Raw genomic sequence first — 25443 nt, 5'->3', positions numbered from 1 at the left:
TCACCAATCACTCTTAATAAGCTCTAACAAACGTCGTCTCCAACTTCATTATTATAAATACAAATAGGTCGTAACGCGTATTTGGAAACTATCCAAATTATGTTATTCTGTTGAATGACTCATATTTAGAGTGGAGGCACACATGAAAAAGGCTTTTGGTTTTTTTATCATTTTACTATCCTTACCTGTCCTTTGGTGGATTAGTACAAATATTAGGACAGAGATCAATGCAGCACAAGCGCATGAGGAGCAAATCGCCAGCGCTATTCATTTACCGGAAGTACAGCCACAGCTTCCAGTAACACTTATTGATCGAAACGGCAAAACATTTAGCGAGGAATATGTCGAATGGCGGCAACCTCTAACATTACAGGAAATCCCCAAAATTGCCCAGGAAATTTTTATTGCAAGTGAGGACGCTCATTTTTATGAGCATATCGGCTTTGACCTTAGTGCTATCATCCGTGCAGTTGTTGCTAACTCAAGTACAAATTCAACTTCTCAAGGGGCTAGTACTATTACACAACAGCTCGTTCGAATGCGTTATTTATCTGACGAAAAAACATATGAACGAAAATTAACAGAGATTTTTTACTCTCATGAGCTTGAGAAAGAATTTGATAAAGACGAGATTTTAACGATGTATTTAAATGAAGCCTATTTCAGCAATCAAGTTTATGGAATCGGTGGAGCAGCTACATATTATTTTCAAAAACCACTCCAAGAATTATCTATAGCTGAAATTGCATTTATTGCTGCCATTCCGAATAACCCGTCGCTTTATAATCCTTTAAAAAACTTTGAAAAAACAAAAGCGAGGCAGGAGCGGTTATTAGATACACTCGTAGCGAGTGGCGCTATAACAAAAGAAGATGCCATTACATATAAAGCTGAAACTATCACATTAAATGTCAAGAATAAAGCGCAAAGCTCCCCTATGTACAGCACGTATGTCCTACAAGAGCTTAGATGGTTAGTTGCAGAAAAAGAAGGTTATTCAGATCGACTTGCAAATTCACAAAGCGAGGAAGAGAAGAAAAAAATCAAAGCACAGCTAGACAATCGACTCAATGCATTATTCCAAAATGGATTAACGATTTATACCGCGCTTGATCCAGACAAACAAGCACATGATGAGAAAAAAATGACGGCAATTCTAGGCGCAGGTAAATTACAAGCAGCTGGAGCAGTTATTGATAATACATCCCGAGAAGTTGTTAGTCTTTATGCTGGGAAAAACTACGAAAAGTTTGGTTATCATCGGGCCTTTCAAGGTACACGTCAGCCAGGATCTGCCTTTAAGCCATTAGCTGTATATGCGCCTTTCTTTGAAACGACAGCACATACACCTGATTCTATCGTTAGTGGTGGCAGTTATTGTGTCGGTTCATTTTGTCCACAAAACTATGGAGGCTTTAAATACGGTGATGTACCGATTCGAGTAGCATTTCGAAATAGCTACAATACATCGGCTCTCCGTCTCTTTAACACCGTCGGAATTGACACAGCCTTTAGTTACTTAGATCGCTTTCATTTCCGCTCTATCGTGGCAAAAGACCATACTTATGCTGCCTCTTTGGGAGGTTTAACGTATGGTGTTACAGCACTTGAACTAGCGGATGCTTATACAAGTTTTATAGACGGCTCATACGTACTTGCCCATAGCATTCGTAAAGTAACAGCATCTGATGGCACGGAGCTTTACAGCTGGGATTCAACTCGCGATCAAATTTGGGCACCAAAAACAGTTAAATATATACGTTCAATGCTTGCAGATGTTGTTACCAAAGGTACCGCGCAAGGCGTTTATAGTAGAAGTAACTATGTCGGTGCCAAAACAGGAACAACTAACAACTATCGCGACTACTGGCTTGCCGGATTAAATGATGAGTACACTGCAGCAGTATGGCTTGGCTACGATAAGCCACAATCTATGGAGAGATTAGAAGCTTATAAGATTCATCACAAGCTATTTAATGTTTTACTGGAATAACCTAAAAGTTGATATGCATACGAACAATAGCAAAGCATCATCTTTATCCGAAATACCAAACCTTGCCATTGTAGATACGACGTAATATTTGTGCATGACAAATTGTACTCCCTGGCAAATTAGACATGATACTGAATAAGCACGAAATACATGTGGTTCTTCAACAGATGGAAAAGAAGCTTCGGAAAAATATGATAACAGCAATTATATTTTGTTAAACTTAAAGTGCAAAGCGAAAATTCCTCTCGTAATTTGTCTTGACAACAATTACGATGCTTGAGTTTTCGCTTTTTTCTATAGCAATGTAAAATTATTTAATCATTTAAAAAATCAACTATAAGTTATTGCAATCTCACAACAACTACGATATTGGTAAAATTTTGTATTTCTTTTGTTGAAATTTACATATTTTGGTGTTAAAGTGAATTTATCCGGATGAGTATTGGCTATAGCCAAAGATAAAAGTAATAAAAAAAAATGGACATTGATAAGTTAATGAAGGGTGGTATATAAGGTTGATGAAGAAAAAAACATTAATGACAATTTCTGCAGGTATTTTAACGACAAGTCTTTTAACAGGAGGAGCAGTAACTACTTTTGCAGATAATCCTTCAGAAAGTTTAGAACAAGAAGAAAAAAACGAAGTAAAACCATTTTTTGAAGTTATGGATCAACAAGGTTATGAACTCGAAGAAAAAAGCTTAGAAAATTATATTCAACAATTAGCTAAGCATGAAGGTAAAACTTATGAAGAAGTGGCAACTGAAATTTTTGAAGAGACTAAAAAAATTCATGCAAAATATTCAGATAGACCAATATACAACAACTTATTGGAAAATTCAATTCCAGATACAAATAATGCAATCCCGCTAACAAATGTTACAAACACATATTCAGTTACACCATCAGCAACTGATCCATCTATACAAGCACTAGCAAATGTTGATTTTTTAATGAAAAAAACAGATGTTTTAGTTAAAAATTACGCAAGTGTAACATATGGAGTAGACACAGTAATTTATAATTCTGGTTCATTTAGAGAAGTTGTATCAGTAGATGCTGGAACTGCATTTGTTTTACCAAGCGGGTCAGGTACTCATACTTGGTTGAACGGCTATCAAACAGCCTCTAAGGCTAGTAGTACTACAGTTACATTTAGAGCTACTGGTAACTTAGAATATGCAGTTAGTAAAAGTATTAGCGCTGGTTTCTCTGCAGCCGGATTCAGTTTATCCTCTACAAGCGGCAATACCGTTACCTATAGAAAATTCCATCAGATCGCACATACATTTTCTCTATATTAATTGATTAGAAATAAATCGAAAAAAGGGTTAAATTCATTTAAATACAGTATCTTAGTCTACAATTTATTTTGTGGACTTAAGATACTGTTTTTTGAAGCCTCTTATTGTTAGGCTCCTTTAGTTAAGAATTAAGTAAAGAAAGAATAAATGAACAAAATTTTATCTACAAAAACTCCTAAGATATTGATGGATAAATACAATTTTACAGAAAATGATATATAACTATTCGTTATCTCTAAGCCAAAACATGACCCTATTGCGATTTGGCGAATTATATTAAGAACTTTCTACAAAAATCAGGGTCACTTTTCCAAATTTGCGTAGAAAGCCATTATTATACGGATGACCAATTTGGTTAAGGGACGGAATCTTTCCTTTTTCGACAATTTCAATTTTCAATATTACATCAATTTTTATTTAGAAAGCATTTATATATTTAACAAAACAGGATGAATTTATTTACAATTGAATTACATATCATCATAAAGAAGGGAGAATGTAGCATGAAAAAAAAGTTATTTTTGTTTTTATTATTGTTAGGACTTTTATTAGGGGGATGTATTAAAAAAGACGAAGAAGGCAAATTTGTTATTGATGAAGTCTCTACATCAGCTTTGGAGAACGGAAAAAATTACTATATTATAACAACTATTAGATGGACTGGTAATGATAACGTGATCATCAACGATATTGACTTACTTCACGCTGAGTCTAACATTCAATATCAGTTTTATGCAGGTGAAAGTGGTAAAAAGCTAGGGGTATATAAACGAGACAAAGAAGATATCGGAGAATTAAAAGACATCAAAGATTGGACAATCGAAAAAGAAGGGGTCCTAATTATGTCATTCCAACTTGAAGATGTGAAAAAGAATCCTAAACGACAAATCAAAATTCTCTATACTGTCAATGATAAACAGCAAGAACAAATTATTGATTCAAGTACAATTCAAAATCTTTATACAACCGCAAAATAAATACTCTTAAGCACTTATGCACATTTGACAGACGCTGCAGATCCTAATGCAAGGATGTAACGCTTTAGTCAACGCGGCACTATCCCTTGAGAATGCAACAAAAAGTTATGAAATTACTAATGACAAAAGGCAACAGGATACAATCCCCTGTTGCCTTTTATGAATGAAATAAACGATTTGGTGCATTTAGTGAGCAAACGGTAAACTTGCTAAAATACCATTATACAATTTTAAAACAACATAAACTAATAGCGATAATAGTATAGTCCACATAAAAAGTTCAAATACTAATAAGCCAATTGTTCCACCCATCGACATAAAATGACTCATTTTATAGATAAGATAAATAAAGTAGATAAAAACGGTTAAGACAAAAATACCTACTAAAACGTAAATAAATTGAATAGCAAAGGCTGAACAGATTGCACCAACTAATAAAATGATGTATCCACCTCGTGCTTGATTCACTGTCGTACCATCATGATCCTTTGAGAAAAATAACATTCCTAACTCATGAATCGTTTCCCCTACTAATTTTAATGCTGAAAATAGCATAAAAAAGATTACAGCAAAGACAATTAGCAAGAATACACGGAGCTCAAAATCGGATAAAAACTCACGCATGCCGGAATACACACCGATTGCATGAAAAACTTGCAACGATTCACTTACTGCATACATTCCAAACGTCAAACTAAACAATAAAATTGTAATTAATGGTAGATAACCATAAATATAAGGGTTCTTCATAAATAATTTTTTTCCTCTATTATTATTGATAACTTCCTATTTATAATATATCCAAAGTTCTTCCATTACCGCAAGCTAAATCATATGAGTGCATATGCAATCCTACAAAAAGTGCGATATAATTAACATACTTATCTGCATAAAGGAGGATTTTTTTGTTACAAGTACTTTATATTTTCATTCCAATGCTTGCTGCAATATTTGTGCCACTTTTATATAAAAGCATTAAAAATATTCACACAGGCTGGTTTGTTCTTGCAGTACCTGCTACACTCGCGATTATTTACGCGTCTTATATCGGAAAAGTAGCAGATGGTAAAGTATTTCTTGAAGAGCTTCCTTGGATTCCATCGCTTGATATTTCCGTCGTTTCTTATTTAGATGGACTTAGCTTGCTGTTCTCATTGCTGATCACTGGAATTGGCTCATTGGTCGTACTTTACTCTATTTTTTACTTAGACAAACATAAAGAAAAATTACATAATTTTTATGTTTACCTATTATTATTTATGACCGCAATGCTAGGAGTAGTACAGTCAGATCATTTAATTACACTGTACTTCTTTTGGGAACTAACATCTATTTCATCATTTTTACTGATCGGCTATTGGTATGCTCGTGATGCCTCTCGCTTTGGTGCACTTAAGTCAATGATGATTACAGTCGGTGGCGGCTTGATGATGTTAGGAGGATTCATCCTTCTTTATTTAATGGGAGGAACGTATTCAATCCGTGAACTTATTGTAATGGCACCTAGCTTAGTGCAGCATCCCTTGTTCACTTGGTCGCTCGTTTTAATACTGCTAGGAGCGTTTACAAAATCTGCCCAATTCCCATTCTACATTTGGTTACCAGATGCAATGGAAGCGCCAACACCAGTAAGTGCATACCTCCACTCTGCAACAATGGTAAAGGCAGGTATTTATTTAATTGCACGTTTCACACCAATTTTCGCTGTTTCTGAGCTTTGGGTATGGCTCGTAACAAGCGTAGGTATTTTAACGTTATTTTGGGGTTCATTCTTTGCTATAAAGCAAACAGATTTAAAAGGAATCCTTGCTTTCTCCACAGTGAGTCAGCTTGGACTTATCATGTCTTTGCTCGGCGCTAGTGCTTTAGCGTTTCATGGCAATGGGACTACAGATACTATTAAATTTGCTGCCTTTGCGGCAATCTTCCATCTTATCAACCATGCAACGTTTAAAGGAAGCCTATTCATGATTGCAGGCATTGTCGATCATGAAACAGGTACACGTGATATTCGTAAGCTCGGTGGATTAATGAGTATTATGCCGCTTAGCTTTACAGTAGCGGCTATCGGAAGCTTATCAATGGCTGGTCTACCGCCATTTAACGGCTTCTTAAGTAAGGAAATGTTTTTAACTGCTATGCTTGCACTGCAAAATTTCGATTTTTTAGGCTTCGAAACATGGGGAGCACTCTTCCCGATTGTCGCTTGGATTGCTAGTATATTTACATTTGTCTATAGCTTCTATTTTGTTTTCAGAACATTTACTGGTACATATAAACCAGAAAAATTACCTCATAAACCACACGAGGCACCGATTGGTATGCTAATTTCACCGATGATTTTAGCAGCATTAGTCGTAACAATATTCTTTATTCCGAACCTAGTTGGTGATACCTTTGTAAAACCAGCCGTACAAGCTATTCAGCCATTCTTATATGATTCACCAAAGGATATTGATATTCACGTGGCTGCTTGGCATGGTGAAATTACTCCCGAATTAGTCATGACATTTGGCATCGTAATTGTTGGGGTTCTATTGTTTGTAGCATTACCGAAATGGCAAGTTATTTATCAAAGATTCCCGAAATCTTTAACGTTAAATAATGCATACGACAAGATTATGCTCGGACTAGATGTTGGGTTAAATCGCGTATCACGTCTTTATATGACGGGCTCTATGCGTCACTACCTGCTGTATATGTTTAGTAGCATTGCGGCGATTGTAATCGGTTCTTTATTTGTGAAGAATGCTTTTACAGTCTCCTTCCAAGACATTTCACCTATTCGTCCTTACGAAATCATTTTAGTTGTAGTGTTAGTCATTGGAACAGCCATTACAATTTTGGCAAAGTCACGTTTAACAGCTATTATAGGCCTTGGTGCTGTGGGCTACACAGTAGCATTATTCTTCGTTATTTTTAATGCTCCTGATTTAGCATTAACACAGCTTGTCATTGAAACAATTTCTGTTGCGCTATTTTTACTAGCGTTTTATCATCTGCCGAAGCTGGGAAAACGGGAAGAGCGCATGAGATTCCAATTAAATCGCGCGATTGTTTCCGTTGCTGTTGGTGTTATGGTTACGCTTGTAGCACTGTCTGCACATTCACAAAAATTGATTCCGACTATTTCGAAATATTATGAGGAAACCGTTTATTCAAAAGCAGGCGGTGGAAACATTGTCAATGTTATCTTAGTAGACTACCGTGGCTTTGATACATTATTTGAAATTACAGTACTAGCTATTGCTGGAATGGCCATTTTAGCAATGATAAAGCTACGCATGAATAGAAAGGAGAAAACACATGAAAACAAATGATGTCATTATACAATTTACAACAAAAATTGTATTCTTCATTATTTTCTTCTTCTCCATTCATATTTTTCTCGCTGGTCATTACACACCTGGAGGCGGCTTTGTTGGTGGACTTTTAACATCGAGTGCGATCGTGCTCTTAGTCCTTGCCTTTGATTTAAATACGGTTCGTAAGGTTTTACCTATAAATTATACGTATTTAACTGCAATTGGCTTACTTCTAGCACTCGCAACAGCTGCTTTCCCAATGTTTGTAGGTAAACCGTTTTTTACACATTTCTTTGATTATTTCGATTTACCGCTTCTAGGCAAACAGTCATTACACACGGCTATGCTTTTTGATAGCGGTGTCTATTTGGTTGTTGTCGGCGTTACGATGACCATTATTCAAACGATTGGGGAGGATGAATAATGGAAATATTGATGGCGTTTGTCATAGGCTTTCTATTTATGGCAGCGATTTATTTAATCTTATCCAAAAGCTTATTGCGTATTATTATCGGGACAGGTCTTTTAAGTCATGGCGCTCATCTTCTCATTTTAACGATGGGCGGGCTAGGTGGAGAAGCACCACCTGTTTTAAAGGAAGGGGCAAAAACTTTTGCAGACCCATTACCACAAGCGCTTATTTTAACAGCGATTGTTATTAGTTTTGGGGTAACAGCTTTCTTCTTAGTCCTCGCATATCGTTCTTATCAGGAGCTCGAGACAGATGATATAAGCTTAATGAGAGGAAGTGATGAGGATGAATAACTTCCTTCTACTGCCAATTATCATTCCATTTTTCTTCGGTATGATTTTAATATTCGGGCAAAAAAACTTAAAATATCAGCGTTCATTCGCATTACTTGGTATAGGTCTCGCACTTATATCAGCCATTTCACTGCTTATAAAAGTGAAAAATGATGGTATTCAAATGGTAACGTTCGGGAATTGGCCTGTGCCGTATGGCATTACGATGGTTTCTGATATGGTATCTGCATTGCTTGTCACTACAACGCTGCTGATCACCTTCTTTGTTGTTTGGTATGGCTTTGGTTCCATCACAAAGGAACGTGAACGCTTCTTCTATTATCCTGGCATTATGTTTATTTTAACTGGGGTTAACGGGGCATTTACGACAGGCGATATTTTTAACCTGTTCGTGTTCTTCGAGGTTTTGTTAATGGCCTCTTATTTGCTTATCGTTCTTGGGGGCGAAAAAGGACAGCTTAAAGGTTCCATTAAATATATTTTAATTAATGTTATTTCATCTGCTTTATTTGTTATTACAGTTGCCTTCCTTTACTCTGTAGTAGGCACATTAAACATGGCAGATATTGCAGTAAAAATGGCTGAAATTAATCAGCCAGGTATCGTTACGGTTATAGCTGTACTATTTTTAATGGTATTTGGGTTAAAAGCGGCTATTTTCCCGCTATACTTCTGGCTACCAACTTCTTATGCAGCAGCACCTATACCAGTGCTAACGCTATTTGGTGCACTTCTAACAAAGGTGGGCATTTATGCGATTACTCGAACATATACATTGTTCTTTGTTCATGATTTATCGTATACACATGATTTACTGATGGCATTAGCAGTTGCAACCATTGTTGCGGGCTGTATTGGTGCACTTGCCTACCACGATGTGAAGCTCATCATTATCTATAATATTGTCATAGCTGTAGGTGTTATTTTATTTGGTGTTTCTCAAATGAATGAAATCTCCCTAAAAGGTGCAATGTTTTATTTAATCCATGACATGCTAATTAAAGCAGCGCTCTTTATGTTAATAGGGATCGTCATCTACATTACTGGCACATCTGATTTACGAAAAATGGGCGGTCTTATGAATAAATATCCTGCTCTTGGTTGGTGCTATTTAATTGCAGCATTTGGTTTAGCAGGGATCCCCCCTCTTAGTGGCTTCGTTGGAAAGCTGTTGATTGTACAGGGCGGATTTGAAGCAGGCAGTAAATGGAGTAGTATTTTTATTTTAGCTTCATCACTTCTCGTTTTATTATCGGTTATTCGTATTTTCCTTTATGCTTTCTGGGGTGAAGAAAAAGAAACAACGGGTACTGTCGATAAAAAAGTCTACTATACACTATTTGCGCCTACCGTTCTTTTAGTGCTCATTACTGTAGCGTATGGTGTAGGCTCTGAATGGATTACCCCATTTATGAACGATGCGGCAAAACTATTAAGTGATCCATCTATTTATATAGATGCTGTAATGAAGGAGGATTAGAGATATGGCATTTCAAATTATTTTAAATGTTGTACTTGCCTTCGTTTGGATGTTCCTTTCTTCTAATTACACAGCAACAGGCTTTATCATTGGGTTTATTCTCGGTATTATATTGCTCATTATTATGCGTAGATTTTTTACTACCCGTCTTTACGTCTACCGCATATGGGCAATCATTAAGTTGACATTACTCTTTTTAAAGGAGTTAGTGTTAGCGAATGTACAAGTTCTTCGAGTGGTATTAAAGCCTAAGTTGGATATGCAACCTGCGTTCTTTGCCTATCCGACTGTGTTAACACAAGAATGGGAAATTACATTATTATCGAGTCTCATTACGTTAACACCTGGTACTGTAGTAGTGCACGTATCTGATGATGCAAAAACTTTGTATGTACATGCGATTGACATGAGTGATGTCGATGAAGCAATTACAGCAATTCGAGATTCATTTGAAAAAGCGATTTTGGAGGTGAGTAAATCATGACAACATTTATTATTGCTTCGATTGTAGTGATTTGCTTATCAATGATTGCAGTCATTTATCGAATGGTTAAAGGTCCTTCTGCATCCGATCGTGTAGTAGCATTGGATTCATTAGGTGTATCAGTCATCTCGCTCATTGCACTGTTTTCAGTATTGGTTGAAACAAGCTTCTTCCTGGAGATTATATTACTGTTAGCGATCTTATCGTTTATCGGTACGGTTGCTTTCTCTAAATTCATAGAGAAAGGAGATATCATTAAACGTGACAATTCTCGCTAATAGTTTAGTTATCTTTTTTATTTCTGTAGGGGTGCTATTTATTGTCGTGACAGCCATAGGTCTTGTCCGTTTACCTGATTTGTACACACGTGCGCACGCTGCTTCAAAAAGTGCAACGCTTGGTGTCATGTGCGTACTTATCGGCGTATTCTTTCACTTCTGGCTTATTGAAGATCACTTTAATCCACGCATTTTGCTTGGTATACTATTCCTGTTCATCACAGGTCCTGTTGGAGGGCATATTATGACTCGCTCCTCGTACATTGCTGGTGTAAAGCCTTGGAAAGGCACAATACACGACGAGCTGGGACCTGAAATTGATCGGATGAAAAAGGAACAAGGCATAAAATAACTTTTCCAAAAAAGTTGGCCAATGAATAAACTTCATTGGCCACTTTTTTTAGTTATTTGATAGCATAAAAAATTCCTTCTCTAAGCCAATGCCTTCCCAAAAGTTTAGTGCTAGGTCATTTTCTAAATCTACATAAACATTTACTACAGTAGTATCATGTTCGTCATTAAACCAATGTACTAAATCATCTACTAGACGTTTAGCAACCTTCTGTCTTCTATACACTGGCACTACATAAATCTCGTCTATTTGACCATAGTTCATATCGAAAATAAAATCCTTTTTGATCGAAGCCATCCCAAAACCCATCATTGCATTATTTTCATCAGTTGCTATATAAATGGCCCCATATTTTGATTGAATATATTGTTCTAGTTGTTCTTGAATACCCTTCCTTTCACTCTCCCCTAATTCACAATCTGCAGTTTCTATGGCATTTTCATTCCATAGCTCCAATATTTCATATAATAATTTTTGGTTTACAACATCCTCCGTTAATCGTTGAATATGTATGCTCATTTCTTCATCTCCTATAACATATGATGACTTAATCATCCCACAACATATGGAATAATTCTATAATAAATAGGTAAATCTACCATTTAAAAAAATCTGCTTATCATAAGTAAGCAGATTCTTTAAGAAAACAGATTTAGTATATATATCCTTTTGAAGTTAATATGTCTGTGAGCTGGTCAACGCATTCTTCGATAGAATAAAGTTCTGTGTCTAAAATAATTTCTGGATTTTTCGGTTCTTCATAGGGTGCGCTAACCCCAGTAAAGTTTGGAATTTCCGCATTACGTGCTTTTTTATAAAGACCTTTTGGGTCACGTTTTTCACACGTTTCTACCGAACAATTCACATATACCTCTATAAATTCGCCTGTTTCCACAAGCTCACGAACAACTTGACGATCTTCTCGATAAGGTGAAATAAAAGCAGTTAGAACAATTTGTCCATTCTCCACAAAAAGCTTAGATACCTCTCCAATACGTCTAATATTTTCTTTTCGACCAGCTTCATCAAATCCTAAATCCTTATTTAAGCCATGGCGAACATTATCACCATCTAAGACGAATGCTTGATGGCCACGTTCAAAAAGTCGGCGTGCAAATGCGTTTGCCACAGAAGATTTCCCAGATGCTGATAAACCGGTGAACCATAAAATAAAACTTTGATGCTTGTTTTGTGTGCGACGCTCCTCTTTCGTAATGGAAGCTTCATGCCAAACGATATTTGAACTCACTTTAAAACCTCCTTACGCATTCCTTTAATTAGTACATCCACAACCTCTTTTCGGCTAAATGTACTTGGAGGCAATTCGCCGTTACGTAACATTTCACGTACCTTGGTACCCGATAAAATAACATGCACTGAGCTATCATGTGGACATGTTTTCGTCGTTGCCATGCCCTCACATTTGTTGCAGTAGAAACTATGCTCAAATTTTAATGGAATAATTCCTAATTCATCTTCCGTAAATTGTTCAAAGATTTTTTGTGCATCGTATGTGCCATAGTAATCACCAACACCTGCATGGTCACGCCCAACGATAAAGTGCGTACAGCCATAATTTTTTCGTACAAGTGCATGGAAGATAGCTTCCTTTGGGCCTGCATAACGCATTGCAGCTGGAAACACACCTAATTGCACGCGATTTTCAGGATAATAATTTTGTAGTAAAACTTCGTAACTTTCCATGCGAATGGCAGCTGAAACATCGTCTGATTTTGTTTCTCCAACTAGTGGATTTAAAAATAATCCATCAATTGTTTCAAGAGCCGCCTTTTGAATATATTCATGTGCTCGATGCACGGGATTCCGTGTTTGGAAGCCTACAATTGTTTTCCAGCCCCTTTCTGCAAAAAGCTGGCGTGTTTCAAACGGATCGAATGAGTAGGCTGGGAACTTTTGCTCTAGACGTTTTACTAATGTAATTTTTCCACCTACATAAATACTTGGGCGTTCATGCATCTTTTTAACACCGGGATGCTCAATATCCTCCGTGCCGTATATTAACAACGCCTCTTTCCGTTTATTTGGCTCATAAATATCAGCAACTTCAATAACGCCATAAACAGCATCACCATATACTAATTTCGCCTCATCACCGGACTGCAATGTTGCAGCTACATCCTTTGCGACAGGTAATGTAATCGGAATACTCCATACCACGCCTGACGCTAAACGTGTATGTTCAACAACTGATTCATAATCCTCCTGTGTTAAAAAGCCTTCAATTGGGCTATAACCACCGATAGCAATTAACTCTAGATCACTAAGCGCAATGGCATCAAGCTCAATAACTTTATTTATATGCGTTACTTCCTTCTCTGGATTAAAGGCTTGCACTAATAGTCCACCATGTGGTTGTAAACTCATCGAAATCCCCTCCTAGATCTATTGAATTACTTAGTTTTATTTGCATATTTTTTTAATTTTTAGCCTTGGGCAAATTGAGGCTTCTGCGATTGATTAACTTCTTTTCAGAGGTAATCGGTAATTCCTCTGATTGGATCAGCTCCCCTTCAAATGTGATCGGTTCACGTCTGATTGGATTAGCTCCTATAAAAATAATCGGCTGTCTCTCAAGTAATCCGGTATTTATATTCCTTCACCCGCATCGTATATGGAGCGCTCTTCTTCACGCATTGTTCGCATTAAGCTGATGACACCCAGTGTTCCAACAATGATACTGCCAATTAATACGATGGCATAGACATCTTTCTCTAAAAATAGTTGTATTAAAAAATAGGAGATGGCTAAAGAAAGGATTGGTGAGACTATCCAAATTCGAATTATTTTTTTCACAATATGCTTATGGAAAATTTGTCTCCCGTTTTTAGCCATCCCCATCCCGATAATCGAAGAGGATGTTACTTGTGTTAACGGTACGGGAAGCCCAAAGATAGAACTTATACCGACTAGTAGTGCACCTGTACTCGATATTAATATCCCTTCTGCCTTTTCAAAGCGCATTATTTTTTTACCGTTTGTTTCAAGCACCCGTTTTCCTAGTAACAACGCCCCAAGCGCCACGAATGCCCCACCAAGCAATATTCCAGTTGTTACAGGCATCATTCCTGCACCAACAAGAGGTCCAACTGCATTTGCTACATTATTCATCCCTGCTGAAAAGGCTTCAAAAAATCCTGCAAACACAAGGAGAAACGTTAATATTGGATGATCTTTTAACAAACCATTGACTCGTAATTTATACAGCCATTTTCCAAAGACAAATGCAATGACAAACGCCACGATTGGCACTATTACCCAAAATGATGCTATCACAAGCAATGATTTAATATATAGCACTTTATAGGCAATCCCTACACCTACAACTGCTCCTACTGTCACTTCACTTGTCGATAATGGGATGCCTAAAAGATTAGCGATAAATAGTGAGCTTGTCGCAGAAATCAAAATAATTATGACAATCTTTACTGTAATGTACTCCTTTGGCATGATACCGGCGCTTATTGTTTTTACGACCTCCCCACCTCCAAGAAATGCTCCTGTAAAAACACCCACAGAACAAATGAGCAGTGCTTGCCAAGCTTTTTTGATGGCACCAGCCCCATAAGCAACTCCCATTGAGGCAGCTGCTCCACTAGCACCTATATTCATCGCAAAAAATAAACTGATCGCTATTGCTACATATTCAAGCATGGCAAAACTCCCTTACCCATGTAATCCACACTCCGTTTTACCAGATCCCTGCCATCTGCCTGAACGTAAATCATCCATTGTAAATACTGGTTTTGTACAATGCTCACAGCCAATGCTTGGATAGCCTTTATCATGCAACGGATTGTATGGCAAATTATGCTTTGAAACATACCGCCAGACATCTTTCCATGTCCAATGAATGAGTGGACAAATTTTAATAGATTTAAATTTATCGTCAAGATTGATAAAGTTCATATTTTGTCGGGTTGGTGATTGTTCACGACGCAAACCTGAAATCCAAGCCTTTGCTCCAGCTAACGCTTCATGTAACGGCGCAATCTTGCGAATATCGCAGCATTTATTTGGATTAGACTTCCATAATTCATCACCGAATTCAGTTGCTTGTTGTTCGAGTGTTAGTGCTGGTTTTTGCATAATAATGTTCAGCTGCGGATATTTATCTTTTACTTTATCAATCGTTTCATATGTTTCCTTAAAATGAACATCTGTATCTAAAAAGATAATCTTCGCATTAGGCTTTACCTTTGAAATAAGGTCAATCAAGACAATTCCCTCAATCCCAAAGCTACATGCATAGACGATATCCTCACCATATTCAGCATAACTCCACTGCAAAACCTCTAGTGCAGCCTTATACGTTTCGTCTACCTGAAAATTCAATGTTGGCTCATGCCAAGTTGCATATGTTAGCATATAATCCTCCTTATAACGTAAAAGAGGCGTTCTAACGAAAGACATATTTATAGACATGTCTTTGTTAAAACGCCTCTAGTTTGACTAGCCAGCTCATTATTTAATTTCTTTCAACTACAGAAACCTCTATAGGTGTTGAGATGAATGCAGTTTTAGTCACTTATTAGCGAGTGTCCAACACTACTTCAATCTACAATCATTTTTCCTTATTACCAAATATATACTAAAGTACACCTAGTAGTCAACTAGGCTTTCAGAAAAAAATTCATTTCAATGAGCCTACATTTTACATTGCATTCTCGTATATAATGATGGTCAAAAGCCAAATTTTTAAATTCCTTGTTGACTAATAGGAAATATATGTTTAATGTATAACTAAGCTTTGAACCAAACCAATATAAAATGCTGATCAGAGTATCTGAAGGCCATCTACTTATGACGATTATACATCGTACCGGTAGATGGCCTTTTGTAATCTCTAGACAAAAAAGGAGCGATTTTTTATGAAAAAAAGGAAATATTTTCTCCAATCGTTAGCACTTTTATCTACATTAGCTCTACTATTAACCGGTTGCGGCAGTAGCTCTTCAGAGAAGAATACAGGGGCTCAGGAATCCAAAAAACCTGTAGAACTATTAAATGTATCCTATGATCCAACACGTGAGCTTTATGAGGAATTCAACAAAGATTTTATAAAAAAATGGAAGGATGAAACTGGTCAAGATGTAACGATAAAACAATCACATGGAGGCTCTGGTAAACAGGGGCGAGCTGTAATTGATGGTCTAGAGGCAGATGTTGTTACGCTAGCACTAGCTTACGATATTGATGAGATTGCACAAGCTCGAGGCCTATTAAATAAAGATTGGCAAACAGAATTTGAAAATAACTCAACACCTTATACATCGACTATTGCCTTTTTAGTACGTAAAGGCAATCCAAAGGGTATTAAAGACTGGAATGATTTAATTAAAAATGATGTATCTGTCATCACACCAAATCCTAAAACATCTGGTGGTGCACGTTGGAATTATTTAGCCGCTTGGGCCTATGCAGGGAAATTATATAAAAATGATGAGGCAAAAATAAAGGAATTTATGAAAGCTCTCTATAGCAATGTAGAAGTACTAGATTCTGGTGCACGCGGTGCGACAACAACATTTGTTGAACGTAAAATTGGTGACGTCTTAATAGCATGGGAAAATGAAGCACATTTATCGCTCAATGAATTGGGTGACGAGTTTGATATCATTACACCTTCTTTAAGTATTTTAGCCGAGCCACCTGTCGCAATCGTTGACAAAATCGTTGATAAAAAAGGCACACGTGAAGTAGCAGAGGCTTATTTAAAGTATTTATATAGTGAACGGGGTCAAGAAATTGCTGCAAAAAATTACTATCGACCACGAAATGAAAAAATTCTAGCAAAATATCAAGAGCAATTTCCAAAACTTGAACTCGTTTCAATTGATGATTTTGGTGGTTGGGCAGAAGCACAAGCGAAGCATTTTAAAGACGGTGGTACATTCGATGAAATTTATGTACCTCAATAAGGAGGCATGTCATGAGTATTTTAACTGTAAATAAAACGACACGCCGCATTATTCCAGGTTTCCACCTTTCACTTGGCTACACTATGTTATATGTTAGCTTGCTAGTCTTATTGCCACTATCTATGATTTTTATTCATACAATGTCCTTAAGCTGGGCAGAGTTTGTTGATATAGTGACCGCTCCTCGTGCTACTGCTTCTTATAAGGTAAGCTTTAGTACAGCGTTCACTGCTGGTTTACTAAATGTTATTTTTGGCACTATCATAGCTTGGGTGCTTGTGCGCTATCACTTTCCATTTAAACGAATCATTGATGGACTTGTCGATTTACCCTTTGCTTTGCCTACTGCTGTGGCAGGAATTGCTTTAACGTCACTCTATGCGCCAAATGGTTGGATTGGTCAATTTTTTAATTTTAAAATTGCCTATACGCCACTCGGCATTATCATTGCTCTTACATTTATCGGGCTACCATTTGTCGTCCGTACTGTGCAGCCTGTTTTACAAAATATTAGTACCGAGGTTGAGGAAGCCTCTGCAAGTCTTGGAGCAACTCGTTTACAAACCTTTCGTAAAGTTATTTTTCCAGAGCTTGCTCCTGCCATTTTAACAGGTTTTTCATTAGCATTTGCACGTGCATTAGGAGAGTACGGTTCTGTTGTTTTTATCGCCGGCAATATGCCGATGAAGACTGAAATTACGCCATTAATTATTATGACTAAGCTCGAGCAATATGACTATGCTGGTGCAACCGCTATTGCAGTAGTAATGCTTGTCACTTCCTTCATCCTACTATTTAGCATTAATTTTATACAATGGCTGGTAAATCGTCGCTTTGTACATTAGGAGGTATTTATGGAACAGTCTACATTTATACAGCAAGTTGCTCCTGTAAAAAATAATGCAGTGACAAAGTCCGCTGCCTTACAAGAGCCTCGCTTTGTCCGATATACGCTAACTTTTATTGCGCTAGCTTTTTTAGCATTTTTCATTGTACTGCCACTAGTATCAATTTTTTTTACCGCCTTTCAAAAAGGGGTAGACGTATATGTAGCAGCTATCACACATCCAGATGCATTGGCAGCTATAAAATTAACTTTAACTGTCGTCGCGATTGCAGTACCATTAAACGCAATCTTTGGCGTTATGGCTGCTTGGGCTTTAACAAAGTTCAACTTTAAAGGAAAAAATCTATTACTGACAATCGTCGATCTCCCTTTTGCAGTATCTCCTGTTATTGCGGGTTTAGTATTTATTTTGTTATTTGGCTCACAAGGACTATTTGGGGATTGGCTATTTGACCATGACATTAAAATTGTTTTTGCGCTACCTGGTATTATCCTTGCTACTGTCTTTGTTACATTGCCTTTTGTTGCACGGGAGCTTATTCCTCTTATGCAAGCACAAGGCACTTCTGAGGAGGAGGCGTCCATTTCACTTGGTGCCAATGGTTTTAAAACATTTTGGCATGTGACATTGCCAAATATCAAATGGGGCTTATTATACGGTCTGATACTATGTAATGCTCGGGCAATTGGTGAATTTGGTGCCGTTTCTGTCGTATCAGGGCATATTCGAGGAATGACAAATACAATGCCCCTTCATATTGAAATTTTATACAATGAATACCAATTTGCAGCAGCCTTCGCCGTTGCTTCACTGATGAGTGTGATCGCCATTATGACACTTATCGTTAAAGATATTATTGCTTGGAAATCCAAATCCGTTTAAAGGAGGTATTGTCAGCATGAGCATTCAAATTAACAATGTATCTAAAAAATTCGGTTCCTTTCAAGCTTTAGAAGATGTTTCACTTCATATTCAATCAGGGGAACTGGTTGCCCTTCTCGGCCCATCTGGTTCTGGCAAAACTTCCTTACTACGCGTTATTGCTGGACTTGAAACGTCAGATGTTGGCGAGATTTTATTTGATGGTCAATCGATGATAGATCGGCATCCAAAGGAGCGAAATGTAGGCTTTGTATTCCAGCATTATGCCCTTTTTCGCCACATGACAGTTTTTGACAATGTCGCTTACGGTCTTAAAGTACGCCCCCGTAAAACAAGACCGTCTAAATTAGAAATAAAGAGCAAAGTGATGGAGCTTCTACGACTCGTCAAACTAGATAATTTTTCTGATCGTTACCCAACTCAGCTATCAGGTGGGCAACGTCAGCGTGTTGCGCTTGCTAGAGCTCTCGCAGTGGAGCCCAAGGTGCTTCTATTAGATGAACCTTTTGGAGCACTGGATGCTAAAGTGCGCAAGGAATTGCGTCGTTGGCTTCGAAAGCTTCACGATGATTTTCATATTACAAGCATTTTTGTCACACACGATCAGGAAGAGGCACTTGATGTTGCAGACCGAATTGTCGTAATGAACAACGGCAAGATAGAGCAAATTGGTAGTCCAGACGACGTATACACAAACCCAAAGAGTCCTTTCGTGTATGATTTTTTAGGTAATGTAAATCTCTTTAAAGGACGGTTACAAAATGGTATGCTCCTGCATGGTGAATTTGCGATTGATGTACCTGGTGTACTAGAACATCCAGAGGGTCATGCAGTAGGCTATGTACGTCCCCATGATATTCATATTGAGAAAACTAACAAATCTGGCACCGTCCCCGTCAAAGTTAGCCATATTCATTTGCTCGGACCTATCGTGCAGATTGAGCTGCGTCGTGAAGATATAGATGAATTTTTAGAGGCAGAACTGACTAAGGAGCAATTTACTAATCTTCAGCTTAAGGTTGGTGACCATGTATTTGTCAAACCAAAGCAATTAAAAGTTTTTATCCCAGAGGACTTTTCCATTTAAAAAAGCCGTGTAGCAATTTCTTTGCTACATGGCTTATTTTATTTATGATGAAAATCTCGTCCGTCGTAAACAGCTGTTACATAACCCGTACGTATAACAAAATCACCGAAATGCTCGCCCTCTAGACGTTCCTTCGCATAGTGTAGAAGGATTGGACGAAGCTCCGTCAATATTTCCTCCTCACCTATATTTTCACGGTATATTTTATTAAGACGATCACCAGTAAAGCTTGCGCCTAAATACATATTATATTTCCCTGGACCTTTACCGATAAAGCCAATTTCAGCCATTGCTGCACGAGAACAACCATTCGGACAGCCTGACATACGAATAACAATTTCTGTATCATTTAAGCCTGCTTCATCGATGATTGTTTCAATTTTTGTAATAAGGGAAGGCAAGTAACGCTCTGCTTCTGCCATCGCTAAACCACATGTTGGTAACGATACGCAAGCAATCGAATTACGACGCAAGGCAGAATAGTGTGCACCATCTGTAAGCTTGTATTGCTCAATAATAGCAGCGATTTTTTTCTTCTTTTGCGGCATTACATTACTAATCATTAAATTTTGGTTTGGCGTTAAGCGGAAATCACCCGTATGCACCTTCGCAATTTCTCGTAATCCTGTTAGTAGTTCATAATTTTCAAAGTCCTTAATACGACCATTTTGAATAAATAATGTATAATGCCATTGGCCTCCTGCACCTTTTACCCAGCCAAACTCATCACCTGTACGATCAAAGGTAAATGGACGCGCCTCCTGAAAACCCCAGCCTAGACGACGTGTTAGTTCTTCGTTAAACCATTCAAGTCCTCTAGCGTCAATGGTATATTTAAAACGTGCATTTTTACGCACCGAACGATTTCCATAATCACGCTGAATCGTAATAATTTTCTCCGCCGTTTCCAATAGTTTATCAGGTGTAATAAAGCCAATTATACGTGCAAGCTGTGGGTATGTTTCATGATCGCCATGTGTCATGCCCATCCCTCCGCCAACTGCTACGTTAAAGCCTATTAGCTTACCCTCCTCAACAATTGCAATTAACCCTATATCTTGTGAGAATACGTCCACATCATTACTTGGTGGAACAGCAATACCAATTTTAAATTTACGTGGCAAATATTGCGCACCGTATATAGGTTCAATTTCTTCATCCTGAGTGTCAACTACCTTTTCACCATCTAGCCATAGTTCATGGTAAGCCTTTGTTCTAGGTAATAAATGCTCACTTAATTTTACAGACCAATTATAGACTTCCTCATGTAATGCGGATTGATTGGGATTTACATTACACATGACATTACGGTTCACATCTCCGCAGGCAGCAAGCGAATCTAATAACACCTCATTAATTTCCTGCATATATTTTTTAACGTTCCATTTTAAAATGCCGTGCACTTGGAATGCCTGACGTGTCGTTAATTTTAAGGAGCCGTTACCATACTTTCTTGCCATTTCATCCATTACTAGCCATTGTGCTGGGGTAGCTGCTCCGCCCGGTGTACGTACACGCACCATAAATTGATAGGCAGGCTCAAGCTTTTGACGCTGACGTTCATTTCGAAGATCTCGGTCATCTTGTAAATAACTACCATGGAACTTCATTAGACGATTATCATCCTCTGGAATACCTGAGCTTAATGGATTGTTCATCGTACGCTCTAATGTTCCGCGTAGATAATTACTGTCGGTTTTAATACGTTCTACATCACTAGGCTTCCCTGGTTGTGGGGGTAAAATTATTTTTCCTGTCATTTGTTATCGCTCCTTTAATCAATTATGCCTGGCATAATTGTAGCTGTCGTTTCACTTTCGCTACATAAAACATTTGCCGAAAGAAGTTAATAAACGTCACGTTGATAGCGTTTCTGCCGTTTTAGCTCTTGAACAAAGGCTTTAGCTTCCTCTGGCGTTTTTTGTCCCTGTTGTTCAATAACGCGAAGTATTGTTGCATCAACATCAGCAGCCATCGATTTTTTATCGCCACAGACATAAATGACTGCTCCTTGCTCTAGCCATTCATAAAAGGCGACAGCATTTTCCTCGATTTTATGTTGAACATATATTTTTCTATCTGTATCACGGGAAAAGGCGACATGCATTTGACTGAGCGTGCCTGAAGCAAGCCAACGCTGCCAATCCGTTTGATAAAGGAAGTCTGTGACAAAATGTTGATCACCCAAAATTAGCCACGCTTTTCCTTCGATCCCTAATTCCTCACGCTCCTCCAAAAATGCACGATACGGGGCTACACCTGTGCCAGCACCAATCATAATAATCGGTGTGTCCTTATGCTCTGGTAGTCTAAAGTTCGGATTTTTATGAACATAAATCGGTAGTGTATCTCCAATTTGAATACGTTCCGCTACACTTCCAGAGCAAACACCAAGACGTTGTCGTCCATTCGTCTCATAGCTTACTTTTCCAATTGTTAAATGTACTTCTTCACTATTTGCCTTCTGACTACTAGCAATAGAATATAGACGTGCTGGAATTTTACGTAGTAAATCTACAAATTGCTGCGCATCCCATATAAATGGTGCAAAGTCTTGCACAACGTCAAGTAAGTCTCTTCCCTTGGCATAGTCCTTCCATGAATTAGAGTCTTCAAGTAGCTTTGCAAATTCCTGATGGACCGTATAGGCACCAATTTTTTGTAACAACGGCTTTGATAGTACCGTAATTTCTAACTTTTTTTGTAATGCATCCTTTAATGGTAGCGTTTCTTCGAAGACGGTTACTTCCGTTTGTGGATCAAACTGTAACGCTGTGATTAAAGCATCTACTAGCTTTTTATCATTATCTGGTTGAATACCGATGCTATCTCCTGGTTCGAAATGGAAACTGGCACCTTCGATGGATAATTCAATATGACGTGTTTCTTTATTTGATCCGCGGCCGTTTAAATTAATGTTTTCAAGTACTTCTGCATAAAACGGATTTTTACGGGAATATGTAGTGCCTCCTTGTACTGTCTGATGTTGTGTAGTCGTAGCAGCTATATCGGTCTGTTGCAACAACGCCTGCTGAACAGCAGAGAACCATTGTGCAGCCGAGTCATCATAATCTACATCACAATCTGTGCGAGGGACGATTAAAGTTGCCCCTAATTTGGCAAGCTGTTCATCAAAATCCTTTCCTGTTTTACAGAAAAATTTATAAGAACTATCTCCTAAGGCCAATACAGAATAATGAAGATGCTTTAAATTAGGAGCACGCTTACTATGCAAAAAATCGTAGAACTGTATCGCTTGATCAGGCGGATCCCCTTCCCCATGCGTGCTAACAATGAGCAAAAGATTTGCTACCTTTTTTAAATTATTTGGCTTAAACGTTGCTAACGATGCAATGGTTACGTCGACATCGTTATCTTTCAAAGCTAAGGCATATTTTTCAGCTAACCCCTGGCTATTGCCTGTTTGTGAACCATATAAAATCGTCACGGTTTTGGTGCTTGTTTTTACTATCGGTGTTGCTTCTTCGACAACAGAATCAATAGTTGCTAGTGGTGCGCTTAAATAGCCGTTTAACCAAATCCTCTGTTCTCCTGTTAGTTTAGGAAGCAGCTCATTTAACAGCTTTACCTGCTCCTCATTAAATGGACTATTAACTACTTGTAGTTTCAATCTTGCCACCTCACGTTTTAGTCTCAATTTCTAATCTTGATTATTTGTTTGATTTTGGTTGTATTTCACAACTATTTTCAAGGTCATTTGCTGATGATTTATCACCATACATTTACCGAGAAAAGTTAACATTATCGAAGTCGTATTTTTTCCTTCTTTTCAATTTGAACCACATAGGAATTTTGCACAATCAATGTAATCGATCCGTGGTTTACAGTATTTAAAATTTGGCGGACATTATCTAATGCTAGATTTACATTTTCGGTCCTTTTATCTACCATTACAAAACACCTTCCTTAGTAATTTTTAATAATTGACAAATACGTTCCACTAAAACTTCCCTTACATTGTCGTCATAGCCTAAACTTTCACATAAAATAACGTTCTTATTCTCATACTCTTGTAATTGCCTTGCTATACTTTGGCGCAAAATCCCGGTAAATAACAAATACGGCACTATAAACACTGGATGGATCCTATTCTTTTCTTGTTGTATCCAATCTTCAAATGTAGGACCCACTCCATATAAAAAGCATGTGTCTACTGCTTCATAGGCATATTTATCACGCAATCTTGTTGCAATTTTTTCTAAATCACTCTTTACTGCAGGATCACTACTCCCACGACCTATAAGTAAAACACTTGCATCGTTAGTAGGGTACTTTGCTTCTAAAGTTCTAGTTTGTAGTGTATCAATTAATAATTCATGGACACCAAGTGGTTCACCGTATGTAAATCGCACTTGTGGATGCTGTTTTTTTGCTTTATCAATCTCACTTGGAATATCGTGCTTTGCATGCTGAGCAGCAAGCAATAAAATAGGCACGATCGCTATAGCTGTAGCCCCTCTGTTAATACAGCTTGCTATTCCATCTGCAATTGTCGGCGTCGCAAGCTCTAAAAAACAAATTTCTTGAATCGGTATTTCAATGTCCTGTTGTACACTCTTAAGAAAGATTTTTGCTTGCTCCACGCCTGCCTTTACTCTACTTCCATGAGCGACATATAAAATAGCTTGCATGAATCCACATCCTTACACAGAAGCTTCCACTAGATGTGGCTGCGGAATGTTTTGCTCAAACCATTGAATTGTTTCCCTCAAAGTAACAACTTTTCCTACTACAATTATGCTTGGATTTTGGATATTTTCACGCTGTACTAGTTCTTCAATATTAGCTAAAGTTCCTGTAACTGTTTTTTGTTGCGAAAATGTACCCCAATGGATGAGTGCTATCGGTGTTTCTTTATCACGCCCATACTTGAGTAGCTGTTGACGGATATAGGGAAGGTTACCGACCCCCATATATATAGCAATCGTATCGATTCCTTTTGCCAGACTTTCCCATTGAATAGTATCATCCTTGCCCTCTCTCATATGCCCAGTGACCACTGCAAAACTTGAGCTTAAGTCACGATGTGTAACAGGAATCCCTGCATAAGCAGGCGCTGCTATCCCAGAAGTAATGCCAGGCACAATTTCAAATGGAATATTATGCTGAGCTAGCACCTCTGCTTCCTCAGCCCCCCTTCCAAAAACGAATGGGTCGCCTCCCTTTAATCTTGTTACAATCAATCCTTGCTGTGCATAGCTGACAAGTGATTGATTAATTTGCTCTTGGATCATAGCGTGCCGCTGAGGCAGCTTACCACAAAAGATAAGCTTAGCCTCTCGTTTAGCATAGGATAGTAGATTCTTATTGATGAGTCTGTCATATAGGATGACATCAGCACATTCGATACACCGTAATCCTTTTACCGTGATAAGATCCACATCGCCAGGACCAGCACCCACTATAAAAACTTTTCCCATTTGATTTCACTCCCTCTTTTTTCTTGCTTAAGATAGAAAAAAGAGACTCATATTATCCATAGGCAAAGCAATGCCTGTGAATAATATGAGCCTCTAGTTTTCTAGTCAGCTACGTATTTAATTCTTAGTAATACAATAAGAATAATAAATAATATAGTATATTCTGTCAATACATTATTTAGTGCCTAAAAAATGATTTTTATTTATTTTTACTTAATCAAATATGCCTCGGCATATTTGCGTTCAGAATCGTCTTTGTGCTTAGGCTTTCTGTGCGAAAGCGTAGTGCTAACGCAGCGACAGCAACA

The 25443-nt window shown here is 37.8% G+C and carries 25 protein-coding genes; 14 read left to right on the top strand and 11 right to left on the bottom strand.

What is annotated here, in order from left to right; genetic code table 11:
* Positions 1-142: 142 nt before the first annotated feature.
* The 3 genes from ACIQ7N_RS09835 (at position 143) to ACIQ7N_RS09825 (ending at position 4274) form a co-directional block, all read left to right on the top strand.
* A complete protein-coding gene (locus ACIQ7N_RS09835) occupies positions 143-1993 on the top strand; it encodes a transglycosylase domain-containing protein (protein ID WP_402931674.1) in 1851 nt (616 codons plus the stop codon).
* Positions 1994-2508: 515 nt separating this feature from the next.
* Positions 2509-3297: a hypothetical protein gene (locus ACIQ7N_RS09830; RefSeq protein ID WP_402931672.1), complete on the top strand. Its 789-nt coding sequence runs from the start codon at positions 2509-2511 to the stop codon at positions 3295-3297.
* Positions 3298-3800: 503 nt separating this feature from the next.
* Entirely contained in the window at positions 3801-4274 is a 474-nt protein-coding gene (locus ACIQ7N_RS09825) for a hypothetical protein (RefSeq protein WP_402931670.1), read from the top strand.
* 186 nt (positions 4275-4460) lie between these two features.
* On the opposite strand, the gene ACIQ7N_RS09820 is transcribed toward ACIQ7N_RS09825, so the two are convergent.
* Positions 4461-5024, bottom strand: coding sequence for a DUF5366 family protein (locus ACIQ7N_RS09820; protein ID WP_142510531.1), 564 nt, complete (start codon positions 5022-5024; stop codon positions 4461-4463).
* Positions 5025-5179: 155 nt separating this feature from the next.
* On the opposite strand from ACIQ7N_RS09820, the gene ACIQ7N_RS09815 reads away from it, so the two are divergent.
* From ACIQ7N_RS09815 to mnhG, 7 genes are read left to right on the top strand one after another with little or no spacing between them, the layout of a single operon-like run.
* The gene (locus tag ACIQ7N_RS09815; RefSeq protein WP_402931668.1) at positions 5180-7594 is read left to right on the top strand and encodes a Na+/H+ antiporter subunit A; all 2415 of its coding nucleotides are present in this window, start codon (positions 5180-5182) and stop codon (positions 7592-7594) included.
* Positions 7581-8003 (top strand): Na(+)/H(+) antiporter subunit B, encoded by a 423-nt coding sequence (locus ACIQ7N_RS09810; RefSeq protein ID WP_049669152.1) that lies wholly within the window; start codon positions 7581-7583, stop codon positions 8001-8003. The genes ACIQ7N_RS09815 and ACIQ7N_RS09810 overlap by 14 nt, the downstream gene beginning before the upstream one ends.
* The gene (locus tag ACIQ7N_RS09805) at positions 8003-8344 is read left to right on the top strand and encodes a Na(+)/H(+) antiporter subunit C (protein ID WP_049669151.1); all 342 of its coding nucleotides are present in this window, start codon (positions 8003-8005) and stop codon (positions 8342-8344) included. The genes ACIQ7N_RS09810 and ACIQ7N_RS09805 overlap by 1 nt, the downstream gene beginning before the upstream one ends.
* On the top strand, positions 8337-9824 hold the full coding sequence (locus ACIQ7N_RS09800) for a Na+/H+ antiporter subunit D (RefSeq protein WP_402931666.1): 1488 nt from the start codon (positions 8337-8339) through the stop codon (positions 9822-9824). The genes ACIQ7N_RS09805 and ACIQ7N_RS09800 overlap by 8 nt, the downstream gene beginning before the upstream one ends.
* Before the next feature lie 4 nt (positions 9825-9828).
* Positions 9829-10308 (top strand): Na+/H+ antiporter subunit E, encoded by a 480-nt coding sequence (locus tag ACIQ7N_RS09795; protein WP_132361710.1) that lies wholly within the window; start codon positions 9829-9831, stop codon positions 10306-10308.
* Entirely contained in the window at positions 10305-10586 is a 282-nt protein-coding gene (locus tag ACIQ7N_RS09790; protein ID WP_132361711.1) for a Na(+)/H(+) antiporter subunit F1, read from the top strand. The genes ACIQ7N_RS09795 and ACIQ7N_RS09790 overlap by 4 nt, the downstream gene beginning before the upstream one ends.
* Positions 10570-10938, top strand: coding sequence for a monovalent cation/H(+) antiporter subunit G (mnhG, locus tag ACIQ7N_RS09785; RefSeq protein ID WP_132361712.1), 369 nt, complete (start codon positions 10570-10572; stop codon positions 10936-10938). The genes ACIQ7N_RS09790 and mnhG overlap by 17 nt, the downstream gene beginning before the upstream one ends.
* 48 nt (positions 10939-10986) lie before the next feature.
* Here the strand turns inward: mnhG and ACIQ7N_RS09780 are convergent, their stop codons facing one another.
* From ACIQ7N_RS09780 to ACIQ7N_RS09760, 5 genes are all read right to left on the bottom strand, one after another.
* Positions 10987-11457 (bottom strand): GNAT family N-acetyltransferase, encoded by a 471-nt coding sequence (locus ACIQ7N_RS09780; protein WP_402931663.1) that lies wholly within the window; start codon positions 11455-11457, stop codon positions 10987-10989.
* A gap of 133 nt (positions 11458-11590) precedes the next feature.
* On the bottom strand, positions 11591-12187 hold the full coding sequence (gene cysC, locus ACIQ7N_RS09775; RefSeq protein ID WP_402931661.1) for an adenylyl-sulfate kinase: 597 nt from the start codon (positions 12185-12187) through the stop codon (positions 11591-11593).
* A complete protein-coding gene (gene sat / locus ACIQ7N_RS09770) occupies positions 12184-13323 on the bottom strand; it encodes a sulfate adenylyltransferase (protein WP_402931659.1) in 1140 nt (379 codons plus the stop codon). The genes cysC and sat overlap by 4 nt, the downstream gene beginning before the upstream one ends.
* Before the next feature lie 222 nt (positions 13324-13545).
* On the bottom strand, positions 13546-14610 hold the full coding sequence (locus ACIQ7N_RS09765) for a sulfate permease (protein WP_402931657.1): 1065 nt from the start codon (positions 14608-14610) through the stop codon (positions 13546-13548).
* A gap of 12 nt (positions 14611-14622) precedes the next feature.
* Positions 14623-15324, bottom strand: coding sequence for a phosphoadenylyl-sulfate reductase (locus ACIQ7N_RS09760; protein ID WP_248716986.1), 702 nt, complete (start codon positions 15322-15324; stop codon positions 14623-14625).
* Between the two features lie 503 nt (positions 15325-15827).
* Here ACIQ7N_RS09760 and ACIQ7N_RS09755 point away from each other — a divergent pair.
* From ACIQ7N_RS09755 to ACIQ7N_RS09740, 4 genes are read left to right on the top strand one after another with little or no spacing between them, the layout of a single operon-like run.
* A complete protein-coding gene (locus ACIQ7N_RS09755) occupies positions 15828-16877 on the top strand; it encodes a sulfate ABC transporter substrate-binding protein (RefSeq protein ID WP_402931655.1) in 1050 nt (349 codons plus the stop codon).
* Between the two features lie 11 nt (positions 16878-16888).
* Positions 16889-17722, top strand: coding sequence for a sulfate ABC transporter permease subunit CysT (gene cysT, locus ACIQ7N_RS09750; RefSeq protein WP_402931653.1), 834 nt, complete (start codon positions 16889-16891; stop codon positions 17720-17722).
* Between the two features lie 9 nt (positions 17723-17731).
* Entirely contained in the window at positions 17732-18607 is an 876-nt protein-coding gene (gene cysW / locus ACIQ7N_RS09745) for a sulfate ABC transporter permease subunit CysW (protein ID WP_402931651.1), read from the top strand.
* A 16-nt stretch (positions 18608-18623) separates the two neighbouring features.
* Positions 18624-19694 carry a sulfate/molybdate ABC transporter ATP-binding protein gene (locus ACIQ7N_RS09740; protein ID WP_132361728.1) on the top strand — a complete coding sequence of 357 codons (1071 nt, stop codon included), beginning with the start codon at positions 18624-18626 and terminating at the stop codon, positions 19692-19694.
* Between the two features lie 38 nt (positions 19695-19732).
* Here the strand turns inward: ACIQ7N_RS09740 and cysI are convergent, their stop codons facing one another.
* The 5 genes from cysI to cobA form a co-directional block, all read right to left on the bottom strand.
* Positions 19733-21454 carry an assimilatory sulfite reductase (NADPH) hemoprotein subunit gene (gene cysI / locus ACIQ7N_RS09735; protein ID WP_402931649.1) on the bottom strand — a complete coding sequence of 574 codons (1722 nt, stop codon included), beginning with the start codon at positions 21452-21454 and terminating at the stop codon, positions 19733-19735.
* An 86-nt stretch (positions 21455-21540) separates the two neighbouring features.
* A complete protein-coding gene (locus tag ACIQ7N_RS09730) occupies positions 21541-23325 on the bottom strand; it encodes an assimilatory sulfite reductase (NADPH) flavoprotein subunit (protein ID WP_402931647.1) in 1785 nt (594 codons plus the stop codon).
* A gap of 131 nt (positions 23326-23456) precedes the next feature.
* The gene (locus tag ACIQ7N_RS09725; RefSeq protein WP_079561519.1) at positions 23457-23606 is read right to left on the bottom strand and encodes a YezD family protein; all 150 of its coding nucleotides are present in this window, start codon (positions 23604-23606) and stop codon (positions 23457-23459) included.
* Positions 23606-24346, bottom strand: a complete 741-nt coding sequence (locus ACIQ7N_RS09720) for a sirohydrochlorin chelatase (protein WP_402931645.1) — start codon at positions 24344-24346, stop codon at positions 23606-23608. The genes ACIQ7N_RS09725 and ACIQ7N_RS09720 overlap by 1 nt, the downstream gene beginning before the upstream one ends.
* A 12-nt stretch (positions 24347-24358) precedes the next feature.
* A complete protein-coding gene (gene cobA / locus ACIQ7N_RS09715) occupies positions 24359-25135 on the bottom strand; it encodes a uroporphyrinogen-III C-methyltransferase (RefSeq protein ID WP_402931643.1) in 777 nt (258 codons plus the stop codon).
* Between the last annotated feature and the right edge of the window lie 308 nt (positions 25136-25443).

The organism is Lysinibacillus sp. NPDC095746, from assembly GCF_044763535.1.
Lineage (GTDB): Bacteria > Bacillota > Bacilli > Bacillales_A > Planococcaceae > Lysinibacillus.
This window is presented reverse-complemented; position numbering and strand designations above follow the sequence as displayed.

Coding starts and splice junctions, on each gene's coding strand:
- ACIQ7N_RS09835 (WP_402931674.1), top strand. CDS start 143: ATGAAAAAGGCTTTTGGTTTTTTTATCATTTTACTATCCTTACCTGTC.
- ACIQ7N_RS09825 (WP_402931670.1), top strand. CDS start 3,801: ATGAAAAAAAAGTTATTTTTGTTTTTATTATTGTTAGGACTTTTATTA.
- ACIQ7N_RS09820 (WP_142510531.1), bottom strand. CDS start 5,024: ATGAAGAACCCTTATATTTATGGTTATCTACCATTAATTACAATTTTA.
- ACIQ7N_RS09810 (WP_049669152.1), top strand. CDS start 7,581: ATGAAAACAAATGATGTCATTATACAATTTACAACAAAAATTGTATTC.
- ACIQ7N_RS09805 (WP_049669151.1), top strand. CDS start 8,003: ATGGAAATATTGATGGCGTTTGTCATAGGCTTTCTATTTATGGCAGCG.
- ACIQ7N_RS09800 (WP_402931666.1), top strand. CDS start 8,337: ATGAATAACTTCCTTCTACTGCCAATTATCATTCCATTTTTCTTCGGT.
- ACIQ7N_RS09795 (WP_132361710.1), top strand. CDS start 9,829: ATGGCATTTCAAATTATTTTAAATGTTGTACTTGCCTTCGTTTGGATG.
- ACIQ7N_RS09790 (WP_132361711.1), top strand. CDS start 10,305: ATGACAACATTTATTATTGCTTCGATTGTAGTGATTTGCTTATCAATG.
- ACIQ7N_RS09780 (WP_402931663.1), bottom strand. CDS start 11,457: ATGAGCATACATATTCAACGATTAACGGAGGATGTTGTAAACCAAAAA.
- sat (WP_402931659.1), bottom strand. CDS start 13,323: ATGAGTTTACAACCACATGGTGGACTATTAGTGCAAGCCTTTAATCCA.
- ACIQ7N_RS09765 (WP_402931657.1), bottom strand. CDS start 14,610: ATGCTTGAATATGTAGCAATAGCGATCAGTTTATTTTTTGCGATGAAT.
- ACIQ7N_RS09760 (WP_248716986.1), bottom strand. CDS start 15,324: ATGCTAACATATGCAACTTGGCATGAGCCAACATTGAATTTTCAGGTA.
- ACIQ7N_RS09755 (WP_402931655.1), top strand. CDS start 15,828: ATGAAAAAAAGGAAATATTTTCTCCAATCGTTAGCACTTTTATCTACA.
- cysT (WP_402931653.1), top strand. CDS start 16,889: ATGAGTATTTTAACTGTAAATAAAACGACACGCCGCATTATTCCAGGT.
- cysW (WP_402931651.1), top strand. CDS start 17,732: ATGGAACAGTCTACATTTATACAGCAAGTTGCTCCTGTAAAAAATAAT.
- ACIQ7N_RS09740 (WP_132361728.1), top strand. CDS start 18,624: ATGAGCATTCAAATTAACAATGTATCTAAAAAATTCGGTTCCTTTCAA.
- cysI (WP_402931649.1), bottom strand. CDS start 21,454: ATGACAGGAAAAATAATTTTACCCCCACAACCAGGGAAGCCTAGTGAT.
- ACIQ7N_RS09725 (WP_079561519.1), bottom strand. CDS start 23,606: ATGGTAGATAAAAGGACCGAAAATGTAAATCTAGCATTAGATAATGTC.
- ACIQ7N_RS09720 (WP_402931645.1), bottom strand. CDS start 24,346: ATGCAAGCTATTTTATATGTCGCTCATGGAAGTAGAGTAAAGGCAGGC.
- cobA (WP_402931643.1), bottom strand. CDS start 25,135: ATGGGAAAAGTTTTTATAGTGGGTGCTGGTCCTGGCGATGTGGATCTT.